Origin of the sequence: Anaerococcus degeneri (assembly GCF_017874475.1) — a bacterium.
Lineage (GTDB): Bacteria > Bacillota > Clostridia > Tissierellales > Peptoniphilaceae > Anaerococcus > Anaerococcus degeneri.
Genome location: NZ_JAGGLO010000001.1, coordinates 502,956 through 521,405, shown reverse-complemented (window position 1 = coordinate 521,405; position 18,450 = coordinate 502,956). Strand labels below are relative to the sequence as shown.

Genomic DNA, 18,450 nt, shown 5'->3' with positions numbered 1-18,450 from the left:
GAGCAATAATGGATATAAAAGCTATTATAGAAAAATATAAAAACAAAGAAATAAGTGTTGAAGAAAATACAAAAAATATACTAGAAAAAATTAAGAATGACAAGACAAACGCCTACATTAGCTTTGATGAAGAGGATTCTCTAAAAAGAGCTAGAGAACTTGATGAGAAACTGGCTAAAGGTGAGGAATTAGGTTCGCTTTTTGGCCTTGCAGTTGCTGTTAAGGATAATATTTCATATAAAAATATGGATATGACTTGTGCCTCAAAGATGCTTGAAGGCTTTAGACCTATGTTTGATGCCAAGGTTGTAGAAAATCTTTTAAAAGAAGATGCAATTATCATTGCAAAAACAAATATGGATGAGTTTGCTATGGGTGCTAGGGGTAAGACCTCAGTCTATGGTCCTGTAAAGAACCCGATTGATGATTCAAGAGTGACAGGTGGATCTTCTTCAGGGTCAGCAGCGGCGGTTGCCAAAGAAGATGTTCTCGTAGCCCTAGGAACTGATACAGGTGGGTCTGTCAGATGTCCTGCTAGCTATTGTAATATTATTGGCTATAAACCAACATATTCAATGATGAGTAGAAATGGTGTAGTCTCAATGGCTAATACCTTAGACCAAGTATCTGTATTTGGTGGAAATGTATCTGACGTCAGAACTGTTGCTCAAGCAATAGAAGGACCGGATTCAAATGATATGACAGTAAGACTTGATGATTATAGGTATGAAGTTGAAAATTATGATTTTAAAGGTAAAAAAATTGCCTATATACCATCAGATGACGAGATGCACAATGATATAGACCCTATTGTAGAAAAAGATTACAATATTGCTCTAGATGAACTTAAAAAACTTGGCGCAAACTTAGTCCCAATTAATTTAAAGTATTCAAATTATGCTAATCAAGTTTATAACGTAGTTATGTCAAGTGAAGTATCGTCAAATATGTCAAGGTTTGATGGAATTAGGTTTGGATATCAAAGTGATAAGTACACTTCTGTTGAAGAATTATTCATTAATTCAAGATCAGAAGGTCTTGGTGAAGAAGTTCAAAGAAGAATTGCTCTTGGAACTATGTACCTATCTGCTGATGACAACCAAAGAGTATATAGACAAGGACTAAAACTTAGAACTTTAATTAAAAAAGAATTAGAAGAAGTTTTTGAAACTTATGATTTAATAATTACCCCAACAGTTATAAACCTACCACCAGCTCTTGATGATGATTATAGGGATCCTTTAAGTGATTTTAAATCTGATGGCTTTAATGTTATTGTTAACCTTGCTGGTATGTGCGGCCTATCAGTTCCAGTAAGGCAAGGGATATCTGGTTCAGTACAATTTATAGCAAATGCAAATGAAGATAGCAAATTATTAAATGCTGGTGAAGAATTTTTAAGGAGTATAAATGAAAACTAAAACAATAATAGGTCTTGAGATCCACGTTGAGTTATCTACTGATACAAAGATGTTTTGCTCCTGTAAAAATGAATTCGGAGCAGTTCCAAATACAAATGTTTGTCCAATATGCTTAGGTCATCCAGGTACCCTCCCACAAATGAATAAAAGAGCTGTGGAATACGCTGTAATGGCTGGTCTTGCCTTTAATTGTAAGATTAGAAATGAGCAAAAGGTTGACAGGAAAAAATATTTTTACCCAGACCTAGTGAAGGGCTACCAATTAACCCAATTTGAAAAGCCATATGCTTACGAAGGCTACCTTGAACTTGCAAGCGGAAAACACATAAATATTAGAGAAATCCATATGGAAGAAGATACTGGTAAGTCAAACCACAATGATGATGACACAGTTCTTATGGATTATAATAGGGCAGGAGTTCCCCTAATTGAAATAGTTACAGATCCTGATATATCTTCACCAGAAGAAGCTAGAGAGTTTGTCGAAACTCTTGCATCTACTTTAAAATTCCTAGGTGTTTCTGACTGTATAATGGCGGAAGGTTCTATGCGTGTTGACGTAAACGTAAATATTAAAGACGAAGAATCAGGCTTTAGGACAGAAATAGCTGAGATTAAAAATATTAACTCAATAAGGGCAATTGAAAATGCCTTAACTTTTGAAGTTGAGAGGCAAACATCCCTTTTAGAAGAAGGCCAAACAGGTGTAAAAGAAACTAGAAGATGGGATGACATCGAGCTTAAGACTATCCATATGAGAAATAAAGAAGTAGGTAATGATTATAGATTTTCTGCAGATGGAGATATACCAGATATATACTTATCAGATGAATTTATAGATAGTATAAGAGAAAACTTACCAGAATTACCAAGTAAAAAACAAGCTAGGTATATGAGGGAGTATAAGCTTTCTGAATATGATGCAAATCTTTTAAGCCATGATAGGAACCTCGCAAGTCTATTTGAAAAAACTGATAAGCTAGTTAAAGATCCAAATACAACAGCAAATTGGATTCTTACAGAATTATCAAGAAGACTAAACGAAGCTGAAGAAACAGCTGATAATATGGCTCTAGCAGTGGAAAATTTTGCCAAATTAATAAATCTTGCAAAAGAAAACAAGATAAATAATAATGTGGCCAAAAAATTACTAAGAGAAATATATACTTCTAATGAAGACCCAGAAAAACTTGCAGAAGAAAGAAATCTTCTACAAATTTCAGATTCTTCCTTCCTAGAAGATGTTGTTAATGAAGTTCTTGAAGAAAACCCTCAATCAATCGAAGATATTAAAAATGGTAAGGATAGGGCCTTTGGATTCTTAGTTGGACAAGCTATGAAAAAGACAAAAGGTAAGGGAAATCCTCAAGAAATCAACAAATTATTAAAAGAAAAAATAGGAGAATAGGAAGTGCCAAAGCACTTCCCTTTTTCAAATGAATATAAAATTAAAAAAATAAAACTCTTTGCAGTGATTTAAATTTTATTTATTTACATAAGTATAAGCTTGTTAGGAAGATAAAAGGTGTAATACAAGGTTAGGTTTGCAGTGATTGGTATTGATATAATTTCCATAAATAAAATTAAGACGAAATCAGAAAATTTTTTAAAAAAAGTCTATAGTGAAGGTGAGCTTTCCTATGCTTTAAAAAAAGAAAATCCATTTAGGACACTAGCTGGCATTTATGCCCTAAAAGAAGCGGTTATAAAAGCTTATAATTTAAATCTTTCCTATATAAAAAACTTAAGAATAGAAGTAATACATGAGTCAAATATTCCTTATGTGATTATTGATGGAAAGATAATTAATTCATTAGTATCAATTTCACACGATGGCGATTTTGCCATTGCTATTTGTGTGAACGATGAGCCTATGAAAATAAAAATTTCAAAGCAAATGAAAAATCTCTTACCAAAAAGAGAAAAAATAAGTCATAAAGGAGACTACGGAAAGGTTGCAATTTTAGGTGGGTCCCAGGGTATGGCGGGTTCCTGCCAACTTGCATCTTCTGCTGCTTTGAGGGTTGGAGCTGGACTTGTTTACCTTCTTGTACCGCAATCTATAAGCGATATTTTACAAATTAAGTCATGTGAGCAAATCATAAAAACTATTGATTCTTATAATTTAAAGTATAATAAACTTATATTTAATCAGATTTTGGGATACTTATATGATAAGGATGTTCTTGCAATTGGGCCAGGAATGGGAAAGGATCCAAGTTTAAATGAACTTATTGGCAAAATTATAGATAGTTTTGATGGTAAAATCATTATAGATGCAGATGGATTAAATGCAGTCGCTAAAGACAAGTCGGTTCTGCATAAAAAAAATATAATTCTAACCCCTCATCTTAAGGAATTTTCAAGACTAAGTGGTTTATCAATTAATGACATTAATGCTGATAGGTTAGGAATTGCAAAAGAATTTGCAAAAAAATATGGACTTATTCTTGTCTTAAAATCTGAAGGAACCATAGTAACAGACGGTGATAAGTTATATATAAATAATCTTGGCAACCCTGGTATGGCAACTGCAGGTAGTGGTGATGTTTTAACTGGTATTATTGCAGGACTTTTACCAATACTAGGCGAATTTGATGCTGCAAGACTTGGTGTCTACCTACATTCTCTTGCGGGGGACTTAGCAAGCTATAATTTATGCGAGGAGTCATTGATTGCAAGTGATATAATAGCTTATTTACCACAGGCAATTCGACTTTTGAGGTAGGTATGCAAGAAACTTATTTAGAAATTAATTTAGATAAAATTAGGAATAATATATTAAAAATAAAGAAAATAAGCGAAAATTCTAAATTCTGTGCAGTTGTAAAGGCTAATGCCTATGGTCTTGGTTCTGATGTGATTTGTAGAGAAGTAGAAGATATAGTTGATTATTTTGCTGTAGCAAGACTAAGCGAAGCACTTTTACTAAGAAGAGCAGGGATCAGAAAACCAATTTTAATATTAGGATATGTGGGTTTAGATGATATAGAAAAATGTTCTAGAAATGACATTGATATTTCGATATATGACCTGGGATTAGCCCAAGATATAAATAAATTAGGCTATAAAGTCAAGGGTCATCTAGTCCTAGATACAGGCCATGGTAGGATTGGTTTTAGGGAAGATGAAATTATTAAAATTAAAAAGTTAAAAGAGTTAAAAAATATAGAAATAATTTCTGCCTTTAGTCATTTTGCAACGGCTGACGAAGAAGATAATAGCTTTACTATTGAGCAAGAGCAAATTTTTGATAGGATTATTGGCCAAGTCAAGGACGATTTTGCCTTTGATTTTGTGCATCTTGCAAATTCTGCAGCTACTATAAGACAAAAAATATTTAAGGGAATGAACAGAGTAGGTATATCTCTTTATGGATTATATCCTTCAATAGTAGTTAAAGATAATACAGAAATAGAGCTTGATAAAATTTTCAAACTCTATACACATGTTCATTTTGTTAAAGAAATTGATGCTAATATCCCAATATCATATGGTAGAACTTTTGTAAGTGATAAACCAATGAAGGTAGCCTCAGTTGCTATTGGATATGCAGATGGTTACAGTAGGTTATTTTCAAACAAAGGTGAAGTTTACATAAAAGACAATCCTTGCAAAGTTTTAGGCAGGGTTTGTATGGATCAGATGATGGTTGATGTAAGTGGACTTGACGTCAAGATTGGTGATAGGGTAGAAATTTATAGAGATATTGATAGAGACGCAGAGCAAATCGGAACTATTTCCTATGAGCTAATGACAAATATATCGATGAGAGTTAAGAGGCTTTACATAAAAAACGGAGAAGTGATTGAAGTGCGTGATTATTTAGGAGAAATAAATGAAAGTTAGAAGAGGAGATTTATATTACGCAGATCTTTCTCCGGTAGTCGGTAGTGAACAGGGAGGAGTAAGACCTGTTATTGTAGTCCAAAATGATATAGGAAATAAATATTCACCAACAATTATTGTTGCACCTGTGACAAGTCAAATGAATAAGGCGAAGCTTCCTACCCATGTTAAACTAAAGGGAAATAAATACGGCTTGCCAAAAAATTCGGTAGCCCTTATGGAGCAATTAAGAACAATAGATAAAACCAGGCTTAGAGAAAAAATAGGAACATTTTCTGCTGAAATTATGAGTAAAATAGATGAGGCTATTGGAATCTCTCTAGCCATTGAACAAGATTAAAAAAACCAGTCTTATAAACAATAATCCACGTTTATAAGCTGACCCCACAAAGTTGGACCTAATACCAGAGTTAGAACTAAACTAGCTCTAGTATTTCTTTTTCCTTTCCTACCCCTAGGGGTAGGAAATTTTTATGCTGCATTCTTCTTTCTGTATTCTATTGGTGATAAGTATCCTAATTTTTCTTTTATTCTTTCTTCGTTGTAATATTTTATAAATTCTTCAATTGTTTGTTTTAAGTGTTCATATGAGTAGAATTTTCTTCCGTAATATATTTCTTGTTTTAATATTCCAAAGAAGTTTTCCATTGGCGAGTTGTCTAAGCAGTTGCCTTTTCTGGACATAGATTGGGTGATTCCCTTTGTTTCTAGCCTTGATGTGTATTGTTTTGTTTGATATGCCCAGCCTTGGTCTGAGTGGAATATTCTTTTTTCTTTGCTTTTGTTAGTTATTTTTATGGCTTTATCTAAAGCTTTTAGGATTGGTTCTATTGTTGGGTGTTTTGATATTTCATAGCTTAGTATTTCACTGTTGTACATATCAAGGTATGGGTTTAGATAGAGTTTCTTTACTTGATAGGTTCCTGATTTATCTTTTTCAAAATACTTAAATTCTGTTGTGTCTGTTGTTATTTTTGTGTATGGTTTTTCTACTTTGAAGTTTCTCTTTATTTTATTATCCGCAATTTTTCCAACAGTTCCTTTGTAGGATGAGTATTTTCTGGATTTTCTTGAATAGCTTTTTACTTGAAGTTTTAACTTTTGAACTAATCGTTGTACTTTCTTTTTGTTTATTATCAGTCCTGATCTTTTTAACATTGCTGTTATTCTTCTGTAGCCGTAGTTTGGGTTGTCTTTTCTTATCTTTAGTATTTTCTTTTCTATTTCTATATCTTTATTTGGTTTGTTTAAACGTTTTTGCCAATACATGTATGTTGATTTGGCAATATTAAAGTATTTTAACAAGTCTTTTAGTTTGTATTTATCTCTTAAGACCTCAATTGTTTCAGCAATTGTCTTATTTCTGTATCTGTCATTTGAGACAATTCTATCTTTTTTTTATTGCATCGTTTTCTAGTTGGAGCCAATAGTTTTTTTCTTCTAATTTCTTTATTTTTTCTTTTAATTGTGCTTCATTTAATGAATTATCTTCTTCATTGGTTAATTGTGCTGATGATTCTACTTTAGCGTCTTTTGATTTCTTTGGGGATTTTGGCATTTTTGAAGGTCTTCCTCTCTTTTTAGATTTCAGTCCTTCTATACCTTTTTCTCTAAAATCATTTACCCATCTTGTTATGATTGATGGGTTGTTTATCTCTAATTCATTTGCTAGGCTTTGATAGGACATTTCTCCTGTTAAGTACAAGTTTACTACATTTAACTTAAATTCTAAAGAGTATTTATTATTTCTTCTTGATACTTTTATCCCATCATAGCCTTGAGTCTTGTATATACTGACCCATGTTTGAATAGCACACTTATTAGGTATACTATATTTTTTTGCTAATTCTTTGTATCCTATTTCCCCTTCAAGATATTCTTTTATTACTTTCATTTTGAATTCTGTGCTATATTTTGCCATTTAAAAAACTGACCTCCTTTAGTTAGTTTTTTAGGTCTAACTTTTGGGGGTCAGTTCATTTATAAGGCTGTTTTTTTATTTTACTTATTAACTAATTTTTTTGATCTTCTACAATCATTTTAGCAAGTTTATCAGGATTTCCACAACCTGTAGTTATAACCAAATCGTCGTTTTTAATTATCTTATAAATATAATCTCTAGCTTCTTCAAATGTAGCAAGGTATTTGGCATTTAAACCTTTATTAACCATAGCATCTACAACATCTTTGGAGTGGATAGATGGATCAAATTTTTCCCTTGCTGCATAAATATCTGTAACGATAATTTCATCAGCTGAATCAAAACTATTTAAAAAGTCATTAAATAAGGTCTTGGTTCTTGAATATGTGTGAGGTTGCCAAACACAAATAAGTCTGCCCTTTGTATGTTCTGCAAGGGCATCTAAGGTAACAAGAATCTCAGAAGGGTGATGACCATAGTCAGTCATTACAGTTGTTTTATTTACATGGCCAATAACTTGCATTCGCCTGTCAAGGCCTGTGTATTTTAGAATATTCTTTCTAATTGTATCTATATCAATTCCATTTTCGTAGGTCGCTATAATTGAAGCCATGGCATTGTTAATATTGTGCCTACCAATAACTCCAAGTTTAAAATGCTCAGTATTTCCATTTTTCATAACTAGATCAAAGCTTGGTCTACCTATTTCATCAAAAGTGATATTTGTTGCATAGTAATCAGCGTTTGAATTTTCTTGTCCATAGGTAATCAATTCCCCTTGGACAGCATCTAAGATAAGTTTGTTATTTTCTTCGTTTAAGTTAAGTATTGTTTTTGAATTTTTATCTTGGTTTCTTAGATAAACTTTGAAGGTTTCTACTATATCATTTAAATCCTTGTAGTAGTCTAGGTGGTCTTCGTCAATATTTAAAATAATTACTGTCTGAGGGTAGTAGTATCTTATATTTCCCTTATATTCACATGCTTCAGTAACAAGAAAGTCTTCATTTCCAACTTTTACATTTCCTTTCATATCATCTAGATTTCCACCAAGTAAAATTGTGGCATTTTCATCTGAATGAAGGAGGATTTTAGAAATCATGCTTGTGGTAGTTGACTTACCATGGGAACCTGATATGGCGATGGAATTCTTATAATTCCTCATAAGTGCACCCAAGAATACACCTCTTGTAACAACAGGTACATCAAGTTTTCTTGCTTCAATTAATTCTTCGTTATCATCTGCAATTGCATCTGTATATACAACTAAGTCTGGGTTTTTAATATTTTCTTTTCTCTGACCAATGAAAACTTCTATTCCAAGATCTTTTAGGATTTTAACTGTATCTGATTCGCTCCTATCTGAGCCAGTAACCTTATATCCTTTTTCAAATAAAAGGTGGGCAAGCCCACTCATGGAAATACCACCGATTCCAATGAAATGAACATATTTATAATCGTGTCTATCTAAGTTAAATTCAAACATATATTGATAATCTCCTTAATAGTTAAGTCTTTAAGTATATTTACTACATTATACCATATTTAATAAAGAAAACTTGTCAAGTTCTACTTTGAATATGGGAATAGATGTCGTATATTTATATTATAATGTAAAGTTTAAAGGAGGGGCCATGAAATTTGTAGTAGCTAATGATCATGGGGGCATTGATCTTCAACCATCTGTTTGTGAAAAACTTGAAGAACTAGGTCATGAAGTCATTCATCTAGGTACTTATGACAAGGAATCTTGTGATTATAGTGATTTTGCCATCAAAGCTTGTGAAAAAATTATCAATAAAGAAGCTGATTTTGCTATCCTTATATGTGGTACAGGTTTAGGCATGTCTATGTCAGCAAATAAAGTTAAGGGAATAAGAGCAGCATGCGTTTCTGAGACATTTTCTGCAAGAATGAGCAGGGCTCATAACAATGCTAATGTATTATGCCTAGGAGCTAGAGTTATAGGAACAGAAGTTTGTAAAATGATTGTAGAAGAATTTGCAAAAACTGAATTTGAAGGTGGTCGTCACCAAATTCGTGTAGATAAAATTTGTAAAATAGAAGAAAATAACTGAGACTATTTGAGTCTCTATTTTTGTTTATAAAAAGGAGTATATATGACAATACCAACACCGCACATTTCTGCAACAAGCAAAGATCAGATAGCAAAAACAGTATTAATGCCGGGTGACCCTTTGAGGGCAAAATTTATTGCTGATAATTTCTTAGAAGATGTCACTCAATTTAATGATACTCGTGGTATGCTTGGCTTTACTGGCTACTACAAAGGAAAAAGAGTATCTGTAATGGGTAGTGGCATGGGAATACCATCTGCTATGATATATTACAATGAACTTTTTGATTTTTATGATGTAGATTGCATCATAAGAGTGGGTACGGCAGGTTCTATGCAAGAAGATGTTAAACTTCACGATATTGTAATTGCTCAATCAGCATGTTCAGAGTCATCTATAAATGATAATTTGTTTGGAAATATTCATTTTTCTGTAACTCCAGATTTTGACCTTCTAGTTAAAGCTGTGGAGAGATCAAAAGAACTAGGATATAGGACTCATTGTGGTCAAGTGCATTCTTCCGATCAATTTTATAATGAGATGGCTCCTAAAGTCTTTGAGAATTTAAGAAAATATGGAATTCTTTGTGTAGAGATGGAATCTTACGGTTTATTTATGGCAGCTAGAAAACATGGCAAAAAAGGCCTTGGAATCTTTACAATTTCTGACTCTCTTATTGAAAATGTAGCTGATAGTGCAGAAAATAGGCAAAAATCATATACAAATATGATGGAATTAGCCCTAGAGGTGGCTGAAGCCTAGATGATTAAAACAATAATAATGGCAGCTGGTGAAGGAACAAGGATGAAATCAGAAAAATCTAAAGTCCTTCATAAGCTTATCAATAAAGAAATTATAAAATACGTAAAAGATGCAAGTGATTTTCAAAATTCAGAAACTATTATAATTGGTGGAAAAAATAAATCTAAGCTAGAAGATTTATTTCCTGATGTAAAAATAGTAGAGCAAAAAATAGGTCCAGGCATCCCTTATGGAACCGGATACGCAGCAAGTCTTGCCCTAGATTTTGTGGAAGATGATGATCAAGTTTTGATCCTAAATGGAGATATACCGCTAATAAGAAAAGAATCTCTTGAAAAATTTATTGAATTCCATAATAAAACTGATTCTGCTTGCACAATTCTATCTACCATTATAGAAGAACCAAAAGGATACGGTAGAATCATCAGAAATGAAAATACAGACTTTGTAAAAATTACTGAAGATAGGGACCTAGAGTTAGGTCAAGAGAATATAAAAGAGATTAATGTTGGTATTTATATTTTTAAAGCCAAGGATTTAAAGTCTTCTCTTTCAAAAATAGATTCAAATAATGATCAAAATGAGCTTTACATAACGGATTGTATTGGTATCCTCAGAAATGAAGGAAAATTAGTAAGTGCTTATGTTAGTGAGAATTATGAAGAGTTTTATGGAATAAATAATAAGTATGAACTATATAAGGCAGAAAAAATTCTTCAAGCTAGGATAAATAAAGACCACATGATTAATGGTGTAATAATAGAGAGCCCTGAAACAACATTCATAGAAGAAGGAGTGGAGATAGGCTCTGACACTGTAATATCTGGTTTTGTAAAAATTTATGGTAAGTCTAGGATTGGAAAGTCTTGTTCAATTGAAGGGTCAACAAGAATTATTAATTCAACCATAGAAGATAATGTTAAAATAGATAATGCGGTTATAGAAGATTCTTATATGGAAGAAGATAGTAATATAGGTCCCTTTGCAAGACTGAGACCTAATGCACACATAGGTAGAAAAGTTCATATAGGTAACTTTGTTGAGGTTAAAAATTCAAGTCTTGGGGAAGGAACCAAGGCAGGTCATCTTGCCTATATTGGCGATAGTGACCTTGGTAAAGATATAAATATTGGTTGTGGAGTTGTTTTTGTAAACTACGATGGTAAATTTAAGCATAGGTCAATTATAGAAGACGGTGCCTTTATTGGTTCAAATGCGAATATAGTTGCTCCTGTCAAGGTTGAAAAAGAAGGCTTTGTTGCTGCAGGTTCTACCATAACCGAAGATGTTAACAAAGGTGAGTTGATAATCGAAAGAGCAGAGCAAAAACACATTAAGGGTTATGTTGAAAGAAAAAAAGAAAGAGATAAAAATCATAAGGAGTAGAAATGTTATCTAAATCAAATAAGTATATTCAAAGAGGGGAATTAAAACTATTAACAGGAAATTCCAACATCAAATTAGCAGAAAGTATGGCTAAAAACCTTGGAACTGAACTTACAAAGGCTGATATTGAAAAGTTTAAAGATGGGGAAATTAGCATAAAAATTAATGAGTCCATAAGAGGCAAGGATGTATTCATTGTTCAACCTACTTCTAGTCCTACAAATGATAACTTAATGGAATTACTAATTATGATTGATGCTTGTAAAAGGGCTTCTGCTGGATATATAAATGCCGTTATTCCGTATTATGGCTATGCTAGACAAGATAGGAAAACAAGAGGTAGAGAACCTATCACAGCAAAACTTGTTGCAAATCTGCTTACCGTAGCTGGTGCTAATAGGATGATAACTATGGATCTTCATGCAGGTCAAATTCAGGGATATTTCGATATACCTGTTGATCATTTTTCTGCAATTAGACTACTTTCAACTCACTTCCAATCATTCGCTTTTGACAAACCAGAGGAGTTTGTAGTAGTAAGTCCTGACCTTGGTGGTGTAAGGCGTGCAAGAGAATTTGCTGATTACTTAAAATTGCCGATAGCTATTATTGAAAAAAGAAGGCCTATGCCAAATGTTTCCGAGGTTATGTCTGTAATTGGTGATTTCAAAGGTAAACACGCTATTATCGTTGATGATATGATAGATACTGCTGGAACAATTACTAATGCAGCAGATTTCCTAGTTGGAAATGGTGCAAAAGATGTTTATCTAGTTGCAACTCACGGCGTATTCTCTGGAGATGCTGTAAAGAAACTTCAAAAACCATCTGTTAAAGAAGTTATAATCACAGACACTATAGCCCTACCAGAAGAAAAAAGAATAGACAAGATAACCCAACTATCTATAGCTCCACTTCTTGCTGAAGCTATTAACAGAATTAATACTTATGAATCAATAAGTGGTCTATTTACGGTTATTGAATAATGTATTTTATTGTAGGACTAGGCAATCCTGGATTACAATATGAAAATACTAGGCACAATGTTGGTTTTATGACGATTGATTATCTTGCGAACAAATATGATATAGATGTAAGAAAATTAAAATTTAAATCGCTCTATGGTCAGGGAGAAATCTCTGGCCATAAAGTTATGCTCATAAAACCTCAAACCTATATGAATAATTCAGGTGAAGCGATTAGAGAATTAAGAAATTTCTATAAATTTGATATAGATAAGTTAATTGTAATTTATGACGATATAGATATTGACTTTGGGACTATTAGGATTAGGAAGAAAGGCTCTGCAGGTAGCCACAACGGAATGAAGTCTATTATTTATCAAATTCAAGATGATCAATTTCCAAGGATAAAAATATCTATAGGTCAAAAACCAGAAAGGTGGGACCTAGCTAATTTTGTTTTAAGCGGTTTTAGCAAAGAAGAGGTAGGAGTCCTTGAAGATGAAATCAGGCTTGCTGCCGAAGGAATCGAACTAATCTTAAAAGAGGACATTGATAAGGCGATGAATAGGTGCAATTCAGTTAAGTTGGTGAAAAAAGATAATGAATAAATTAATTGAAAGATTAATTAATGTCGACCAAATTAATAAAATTAAATATCAGCTTAAAGATTACTCTCCTCTTTATATCCAAGGCTTAAGTGAAGGAGTTAAGGCACATCTTGTTTTAGGTCTTTTTGACTTATTGGATAAAAATTTGGTTTTTGTGGCTGAAAATCCAAAAAGGGCAGAAAGATTTATTGATGATATAAATGAAATATCAGATATTTCAAAATATTTCCCATCTCTTGATACAAATTTTTATAATATTAAATCAATTGATGATAAAAAAATCAATCAACGACTAGATACCTTGATCAGCCTTGCCAAGGGACAAAAATTTATTACTATAACAAGTATTGACGCTCTTAAAAATAAACTAACAACTTTAGTTAAATTTAATAAGTCTTTTGTTAGAATAGACGAAGAGAGCACAGTAGATGTTGATAATTTTATTTCAAGTTTATTAGCTCTCAATTATAATCCATCGGACTTTGTTGAAGAAAGAACTGACTTTGCAAAAAGAGGTTCTATTATTGATATCTGGCCCGTAAATTACGATAATCCTGTTAGAATTGAACTTTTTGACGATGAGATTGATTCTATAAGAATTTTTGATAAGGATACCCAAAGAACTGTAGAAAAAATTCAAAGCGTCGAAATAGGACCTGCTAATGAACTTCTATATGACAAAGATGACTATAAGAAAATTATTAAAGGGATTTTAAATGACCTTGAAAATAGAAAAATATCTGAAAGTAGAGATCAAAAACTTATAGATAAGTATAGGCAAATTATATCTTTCTTAGACCAGAGTATGTATGTTGCAAACAAAGATTTGATAAATGCCTATAGGGAAGATAATTATGATACATTTATTGATTACCTTCCAGAGGACACAGTTTTTATTTTTGATGATATCTCTAGAATCTATGAATCGGTCGCTACTAGCGACGAGAAATTTTTAGAAGATTTAACTTATCAAATGGAAAATGGAGAAGTGTTTGCTAGTTTTTCAAATTATTTGTTAGAGACTAACGATATCTATGAAAAAATTTCTGAAAAAAAGATTATAAATCTGACATCAATTCTTAAAAGGACAAAGTTATTTTCTCCCAAAAAAATTGTTGATCTTAAGACAATAGAGGCTGAAAATTTCAATAAAAATGTCGAAGAATTTATAAATACAAGTATTGACCTTGTTAATAGGGAACAAAAAGTCTTTGTTTTTGCTGGATCTAAATCACGCAAAGAAAAACTTCTAGAAAGTTTTATTGACAATGATTTTCTTCTTGCAGGTTTTGAAGAAAGTGTTTCGGATTTTGAAAAAATTCCAATAATTATTTCAGAAAAAAAGGCAAGTGAAGGTTATTTTATAAAAGACCTAAAACTCCATGTTTTTACAAGTAGAGAGATTTATGGGAAATCCTCAAATAGAAAACAAAAACCTAAAAAACTGTCATCAAAAAACATTATAAACTATTCTGACCTTGAAATTGGTGATTATGTTGTTCATGAAAATAATGGTATAGGAATCTATAAGGGTCTTACAAAAATTGAAAGAAATGATGTTGAAAAGGACTTTATTCTTATAGAATATAGAGGAAATGACAAGCTGTACATACCTGTTGATCAAATGAATCTGGTTAGTAAGTATATTGGCAATAGAGGCGAAAAGCCTAAGCTCTCTGCCCTAGGTTCTGTCCAGTGGCAAAAATCCAAGCAAAGAGCCAAAAAAGCTGTCGATGAAATTGCAGATGATCTTGTAAAATTATATGCAAAAAGAGCTAAAGAAAAAGGTCATGCTTTTTCAAAAGATACTAGCTGGCAAAATGAATTTGAAAATTCCTTTCCTTACGATGAGACATTATCTCAGTTAAGAAGCCTTGAAGAAATTAAAAAGGATATGGAAAGTGAAAATCCTATGGATAGGTTGTTGTGTGGTGATGTTGGCTATGGAAAAACAGAAGTAGCTCTAAGGGCTGCCTTTAAAGCCATAATGGATGGTTATCAAGTGGCTTTCCTTGTTCCGACTACAATTTTAGCTAATCAGCATTATCACACAATGCTTGAAAGATTTAAAGATTTTCCTGTATCATGTGCTATGCTTTCAAGATTTAATACCAAGGCTAAGGATGAGAAGATTCTTAAGGATATTAAAACCGGAAAAGTGGATATTGTTGTTGGAACTCATAGACTTCTATCAAAAGACATCAAATTTAACAAGCTTGGACTCTTGATAATAGATGAAGAGCAAAGATTTGGGGTAAAGCATAAAGAAAAATTTAAGAAATTAAAATCATCAATTGATGTCTTAACCCTATCGGCAACACCGATACCAAGAACACTTCAGATGTCACTTTCCGGAATAAGGGACTTATCGACTTTGGATGAGCCACCAGAAGATAGGCTACCAGTAAATACCTATGTTTTAGAATATGACTCTGGAATAATTAGAGATGCAATTCTTAAAGAAATTAATAGGAATGGTCAAGTATATTTTGTTTATAATAGGGTAAATGATATTGAAAAACTTTATCTTCAAATAAAAGATCTTGTTCCTGAAGCAAGCATAGATATTGTTCACGGGCAAATGAGTCCAAGGCAAATTGAAAATATAATGCTTGATTTTATTGAAGGTAAAACCGATATCTTGCTGGCCACAACAATTATTGAAACAGGTATGGATATAAAAAATGTTAATACCATAGTAATCTATGATGCTGATCTTATGGGCCTTTCTCAGCTTTATCAGCTAAAGGGAAGGATAGGTAGAGGATACAGATCTTCATACGCATATTTCACTTATAGGACAGGAAAAATTTTAACAGAGATTGGTGAAAAGCGATTAAAATCAATCAGGGACTTCTCAGATTTTGGGTCAGGTTATAAAATTGCCATGAAAGACCTAGAGCTAAGGGGGGCAGGAAATCTCTTGGGGGAAAGTCAATCAGGCCATGTAGAAGCTGTTGGTTATGATCTTTATGTAAAATTCTTACAAGAAGCGGTCGAAAAAGCTTCTGGTAAAGAAGTTAAAATCAAAGACGAAAATCCAACCTTCATTGATATTAAGGTCGATGCCTACATTCCAAATTCATATATTAGTGATTCTTCACAAAAAATTGAGATTTACAACCGTATAGCTAATATTGATGATAAAAAAGATTATGAGGCTTTGGTTGAGGAATTAATAGACGTTTATGGCGATATTCCTATAATCGTGGATAATATAATGTATGTGTCCCTAATCAAATCTCTCGGTTCAGCTAATGGTATTACTGAGATTAGAGAAATTGATAACAAGATTAATTTATTCTTTTCTGATAGAGATTTTTATTCTTTTGAAGAGCTTAAGGGTATAAATAATTCATACAAGGGTGAGATGAGTTTAGACTTATCGAATAAACCAGCTTTTAAAATCCCTGTTACAAAGAGTAAATTACTTGACACATACGAACTTTTAAATACAATTAACAAAATAAGGAGTAAATGATGAATAAGAAACTATTAATTGCAATGTTAGCATCAACAATGGTGCTAGGCGCTTGTGGAAATCAAGCAAATGACGGTAAGAAAGATACAAAAGTAGAAGAAAAGGCTAAGGAAGTTAAAGAACTTGATAAGGGAACAATTGCCATAGTCAATGGAGAAAAAATTTCAAAAGATGATTACAAGGCTGAAATGAGTTTTTATGGAGCAATGCTTGCAAGCAGACAAAACCTTAAAAATTCAATTGTCCAAATGATGGTTCAAGATAAACTTATTTCTGACGATATGAAGGCAAATAAGATTGAAGTTGCTGATAAAGATGTTAATGAAGCTTTCCTTAATTCAGTAAAACAATTTGGCGGTCAAGAACAATTTGATAAGATGCTGGATGACTACAACATGGATGTAGAAAAATTCAAAGAAACTGTAAAAAAAGATTTAATGTATAAAAAACACAAAGAATGGTTTGAAAAAGAACATCCTGTAACTGAAGAAGAAATCAAACAATATTTCGAAGATAATAAAGACCAATTTGCTAAACGTGATGCATCACACATTTTAGTAGAAGACGAAAAAACAGCTAAAGAAGTTAAAGCGAAATTAGATAAGGGTGAAGATTTTGCTGACCTAGCAAAAGAATATTCAAAAGATACAGCTAATGCTGGAAAAGGTGGAGAGCTAGGAACATTTTCAAAAGGTCAAATGGTAAAAGAATTTGAAGATGCAGTTTTTGCTCTAAAAGAAGGCGAAATTTCTGAACCAATCAAAACTCAATTTGGTTACCACATCATAAAATTAAATAAGATTGCTGATTCTGTTGAAGATAACAAAGAAGCAATTACTAAGGCTCTTAATGACAAAAAGTATGCTGACTATATCAAAGAATTAAATGAAAAAGCAAATGTTGTAACAGAAGCAACTATTGCTAAAAATAAAGCAGCAGAAGGCGAAAAAGAAGGATCAGAAGAAAAGCCTGAAGAAAATTCAAAAAAAGAAAAATCTGGCGAAACTAAAGAAAATGAAAAAGATAAAAAAGATAATAATTAGTTTATTATCTTTAAGCCTTTGCCTAATTATTTTTTCTTCTTGTAAAAAAAATAACGCCAATGAAAATGCAATAGCATTGGTAGATGGCGAAGCAATAGACAAAGAAATGTTTGATAAGGAGTTGGAGTTTTATCTGACATTTTATTCTAAAAAGTACGGCGACTCTTACTTAGAAAATAAAAATTCTAAGGGAAAGACTAATAAAGATCTTCTAAGGGATGACTTACTTGATTCAATGATAAAAGACCAGGTCATGCTCAATGATCTGGCTAAGAAAAAAATAGAAATTGATGATAATACAGCCAACAAAATAAGAAGTGATATGGAAAAAGAATTGGGCGATAAAAATTCATTGAAGGCAAATATGAAGGCCTTAAATATTAGTGAAGGAGATTTCTCCGATGTGATTTTTAACGACTCAATTAGGAAAATTCACTACGATTATTTTCTAACTCATAATAAAATCAAAGATTCAGAAATATTAGAATATTATAAGGCAAATGATGACCTTCATATATTGTATAAGTACAATGTATTAGTGTTTGATAATAAGGATGGAGCTGAAAAAACTAAAGCTAGTATAAAAAACCAAGTTGATTTTAGAGAAGCTTTAAAGAATCCAGTTAGAAACTACAAAATCATAAATTCAGATTTTGTTTATAAAGATGATCCCTTGCTTGTAGAATCTAAAATGAATGAGAAAGATAAGATTAGTGAAATATTTGAACATGACGGTAAGTATATGATTCTTATGATTAACTCATATAATGAGAATGAAAATGAACTTTTGATGCATACAAAAGACAAATATCTTAAGGATGCTTACGAACAATATCTAAATAAATTAGTAAAATCTAGTAAAATAAAGGTATTTATATGAAAATGCTTGATTTTATTGAATTTGTTATGTATAATCAATCTTAGAGTTAAACAGAA

Annotated in this window: 16 protein-coding genes; 13 read left to right on the top strand and 3 right to left on the bottom strand. The window is 32.0% G+C overall.

The window, feature by feature from the left end:
• Positions 1-8 precede the first annotated feature (8 nt).
• From J2Z38_RS02530 to J2Z38_RS02510, 5 genes are all read left to right on the top strand, one after another.
• Positions 9-1,421, top strand: a complete 1,413-nt coding sequence (locus J2Z38_RS02530) for an amidase family protein (protein WP_209772037.1) — start codon at positions 9-11, stop codon at positions 1,419-1,421.
• Entirely contained in the window at positions 1,411-2,829 is a 1,419-nt protein-coding gene (gatB, locus tag J2Z38_RS02525; protein WP_209772034.1) for an Asp-tRNA(Asn)/Glu-tRNA(Gln) amidotransferase subunit GatB, read from the top strand. Before J2Z38_RS02530 ends, gatB begins: the two co-directional genes overlap by 11 nt.
• 141 nt (positions 2,830-2,970) lie before the next feature.
• Positions 2,971-4,149: an NAD(P)H-hydrate dehydratase gene (locus J2Z38_RS02520; protein ID WP_209772031.1), complete on the top strand. Its 1,179-nt coding sequence runs from the start codon at positions 2,971-2,973 to the stop codon at positions 4,147-4,149.
• A 2-nt stretch (positions 4,150-4,151) separates the two neighbouring features.
• The gene (alr, locus tag J2Z38_RS02515) at positions 4,152-5,270 is read left to right on the top strand and encodes an alanine racemase (protein ID WP_209772028.1); all 1,119 of its coding nucleotides are present in this window, start codon (positions 4,152-4,154) and stop codon (positions 5,268-5,270) included.
• Positions 5,260-5,610: a type II toxin-antitoxin system PemK/MazF family toxin gene (locus J2Z38_RS02510; RefSeq protein ID WP_209772026.1), complete on the top strand. Its 351-nt coding sequence runs from the start codon at positions 5,260-5,262 to the stop codon at positions 5,608-5,610. Before alr ends, J2Z38_RS02510 begins: the two co-directional genes overlap by 11 nt.
• 131 nt (positions 5,611-5,741) lie before the next feature.
• On the opposite strand, the gene J2Z38_RS02505 is transcribed toward J2Z38_RS02510, so the two are convergent.
• The 3 genes from J2Z38_RS02505 to murC all read right to left on the bottom strand — a co-directional run bounded on the left by J2Z38_RS02505 (position 5,742) and on the right by murC (position 8,677).
• Positions 5,742-6,575, bottom strand: a complete 834-nt coding sequence (locus tag J2Z38_RS02505; protein WP_233463460.1) for an IS3 family transposase — start codon at positions 6,573-6,575, stop codon at positions 5,742-5,744.
• A gap of 82 nt (positions 6,576-6,657) precedes the next feature.
• Positions 6,658-7,191, bottom strand: a complete 534-nt coding sequence (locus J2Z38_RS02500; protein ID WP_209772024.1) for a helix-turn-helix domain-containing protein — start codon at positions 7,189-7,191, stop codon at positions 6,658-6,660.
• Between the two features lie 91 nt (positions 7,192-7,282).
• Entirely contained in the window at positions 7,283-8,677 is a 1,395-nt protein-coding gene (gene murC / locus J2Z38_RS02495) for a UDP-N-acetylmuramate--L-alanine ligase (protein ID WP_209772022.1), read from the bottom strand.
• A gap of 148 nt (positions 8,678-8,825) precedes the next feature.
• Here murC and rpiB point away from each other — a divergent pair, with 148 nt between their 5' ends.
• From rpiB to J2Z38_RS02455, 8 genes are read left to right on the top strand one after another with little or no spacing between them, the layout of a single operon-like run.
• Positions 8,826-9,269 carry a ribose 5-phosphate isomerase B gene (gene rpiB / locus J2Z38_RS02490; protein WP_209772020.1) on the top strand — a complete coding sequence of 148 codons (444 nt, stop codon included), beginning with the start codon at positions 8,826-8,828 and terminating at the stop codon, positions 9,267-9,269.
• A gap of 42 nt (positions 9,270-9,311) precedes the next feature.
• A complete protein-coding gene (deoD, locus tag J2Z38_RS02485; protein ID WP_209772018.1) occupies positions 9,312-10,031 on the top strand; it encodes a purine-nucleoside phosphorylase in 720 nt (239 codons plus the stop codon).
• Positions 10,032-11,417, top strand: a complete 1,386-nt coding sequence (gene glmU / locus J2Z38_RS02480; protein ID WP_209772015.1) for a bifunctional UDP-N-acetylglucosamine diphosphorylase/glucosamine-1-phosphate N-acetyltransferase GlmU — start codon at positions 10,032-10,034, stop codon at positions 11,415-11,417. It abuts the gene before it with no gap.
• A gap of 2 nt (positions 11,418-11,419) precedes the next feature.
• Positions 11,420-12,403: a ribose-phosphate diphosphokinase gene (locus J2Z38_RS02475; protein WP_209772013.1), complete on the top strand. Its 984-nt coding sequence runs from the start codon at positions 11,420-11,422 to the stop codon at positions 12,401-12,403.
• Positions 12,403-12,990 carry an aminoacyl-tRNA hydrolase gene (pth, locus tag J2Z38_RS02470; protein ID WP_209772011.1) on the top strand — a complete coding sequence of 196 codons (588 nt, stop codon included), beginning with the start codon at positions 12,403-12,405 and terminating at the stop codon, positions 12,988-12,990. Before J2Z38_RS02475 ends, pth begins: the two co-directional genes overlap by 1 nt.
• Positions 12,983-16,471 (top strand): transcription-repair coupling factor, encoded by a 3,489-nt coding sequence (gene mfd / locus J2Z38_RS02465; protein ID WP_209772009.1) that lies wholly within the window; start codon positions 12,983-12,985, stop codon positions 16,469-16,471. The genes pth and mfd overlap by 8 nt, the downstream gene beginning before the upstream one ends.
• Positions 16,471-17,514: a peptidylprolyl isomerase gene (locus J2Z38_RS02460; RefSeq protein WP_209772007.1), complete on the top strand. Its 1,044-nt coding sequence runs from the start codon at positions 16,471-16,473 to the stop codon at positions 17,512-17,514. The genes mfd and J2Z38_RS02460 overlap by 1 nt, the downstream gene beginning before the upstream one ends.
• Positions 17,486-18,394: a SurA N-terminal domain-containing protein gene (locus J2Z38_RS02455; RefSeq protein ID WP_209772005.1), complete on the top strand. Its 909-nt coding sequence runs from the start codon at positions 17,486-17,488 to the stop codon at positions 18,392-18,394. The genes J2Z38_RS02460 and J2Z38_RS02455 overlap by 29 nt, the downstream gene beginning before the upstream one ends.
• Positions 18,395-18,450 lie beyond the last annotated feature (56 nt).

Bases quoted from the DNA above. Each gene is read 5' to 3' on its own strand.
- gatB (WP_209772034.1), top strand. From the start codon at position 1,411: ATGAAAACTAAAACAATAATAGGTCTTGAGATCCACGTTGAGTTATCT.
- murC (WP_209772022.1), bottom strand. From the start codon at position 8,677: ATGTTTGAATTTAACTTAGATAGACACGATTATAAATATGTTCATTTC.
- deoD (WP_209772018.1), top strand. From the start codon at position 9,312: ATGACAATACCAACACCGCACATTTCTGCAACAAGCAAAGATCAGATA.
- glmU (WP_209772015.1), top strand. From the start codon at position 10,032: ATGATTAAAACAATAATAATGGCAGCTGGTGAAGGAACAAGGATGAAA.
- J2Z38_RS02460 (WP_209772007.1), top strand. From the start codon at position 16,471: ATGAATAAGAAACTATTAATTGCAATGTTAGCATCAACAATGGTGCTA.
- J2Z38_RS02500 (WP_209772024.1), bottom strand. From the start codon at position 7,191: ATGGCAAAATATAGCACAGAATTCAAAATGAAAGTAATAAAAGAATAT.
- J2Z38_RS02510 (WP_209772026.1), top strand. From the start codon at position 5,260: ATGAAAGTTAGAAGAGGAGATTTATATTACGCAGATCTTTCTCCGGTA.
- J2Z38_RS02475 (WP_209772013.1), top strand. From the start codon at position 11,420: ATGTTATCTAAATCAAATAAGTATATTCAAAGAGGGGAATTAAAACTA.
- J2Z38_RS02530 (WP_209772037.1), top strand. From the start codon at position 9: ATGGATATAAAAGCTATTATAGAAAAATATAAAAACAAAGAAATAAGT.
- pth (WP_209772011.1), top strand. From the start codon at position 12,403: ATGTATTTTATTGTAGGACTAGGCAATCCTGGATTACAATATGAAAAT.
- rpiB (WP_209772020.1), top strand. From the start codon at position 8,826: ATGAAATTTGTAGTAGCTAATGATCATGGGGGCATTGATCTTCAACCA.
- mfd (WP_209772009.1), top strand. From the start codon at position 12,983: ATGAATAAATTAATTGAAAGATTAATTAATGTCGACCAAATTAATAAA.
- alr (WP_209772028.1), top strand. From the start codon at position 4,152: ATGCAAGAAACTTATTTAGAAATTAATTTAGATAAAATTAGGAATAAT.
- J2Z38_RS02455 (WP_209772005.1), top strand. From the start codon at position 17,486: ATGAAAAAGATAAAAAAGATAATAATTAGTTTATTATCTTTAAGCCTT.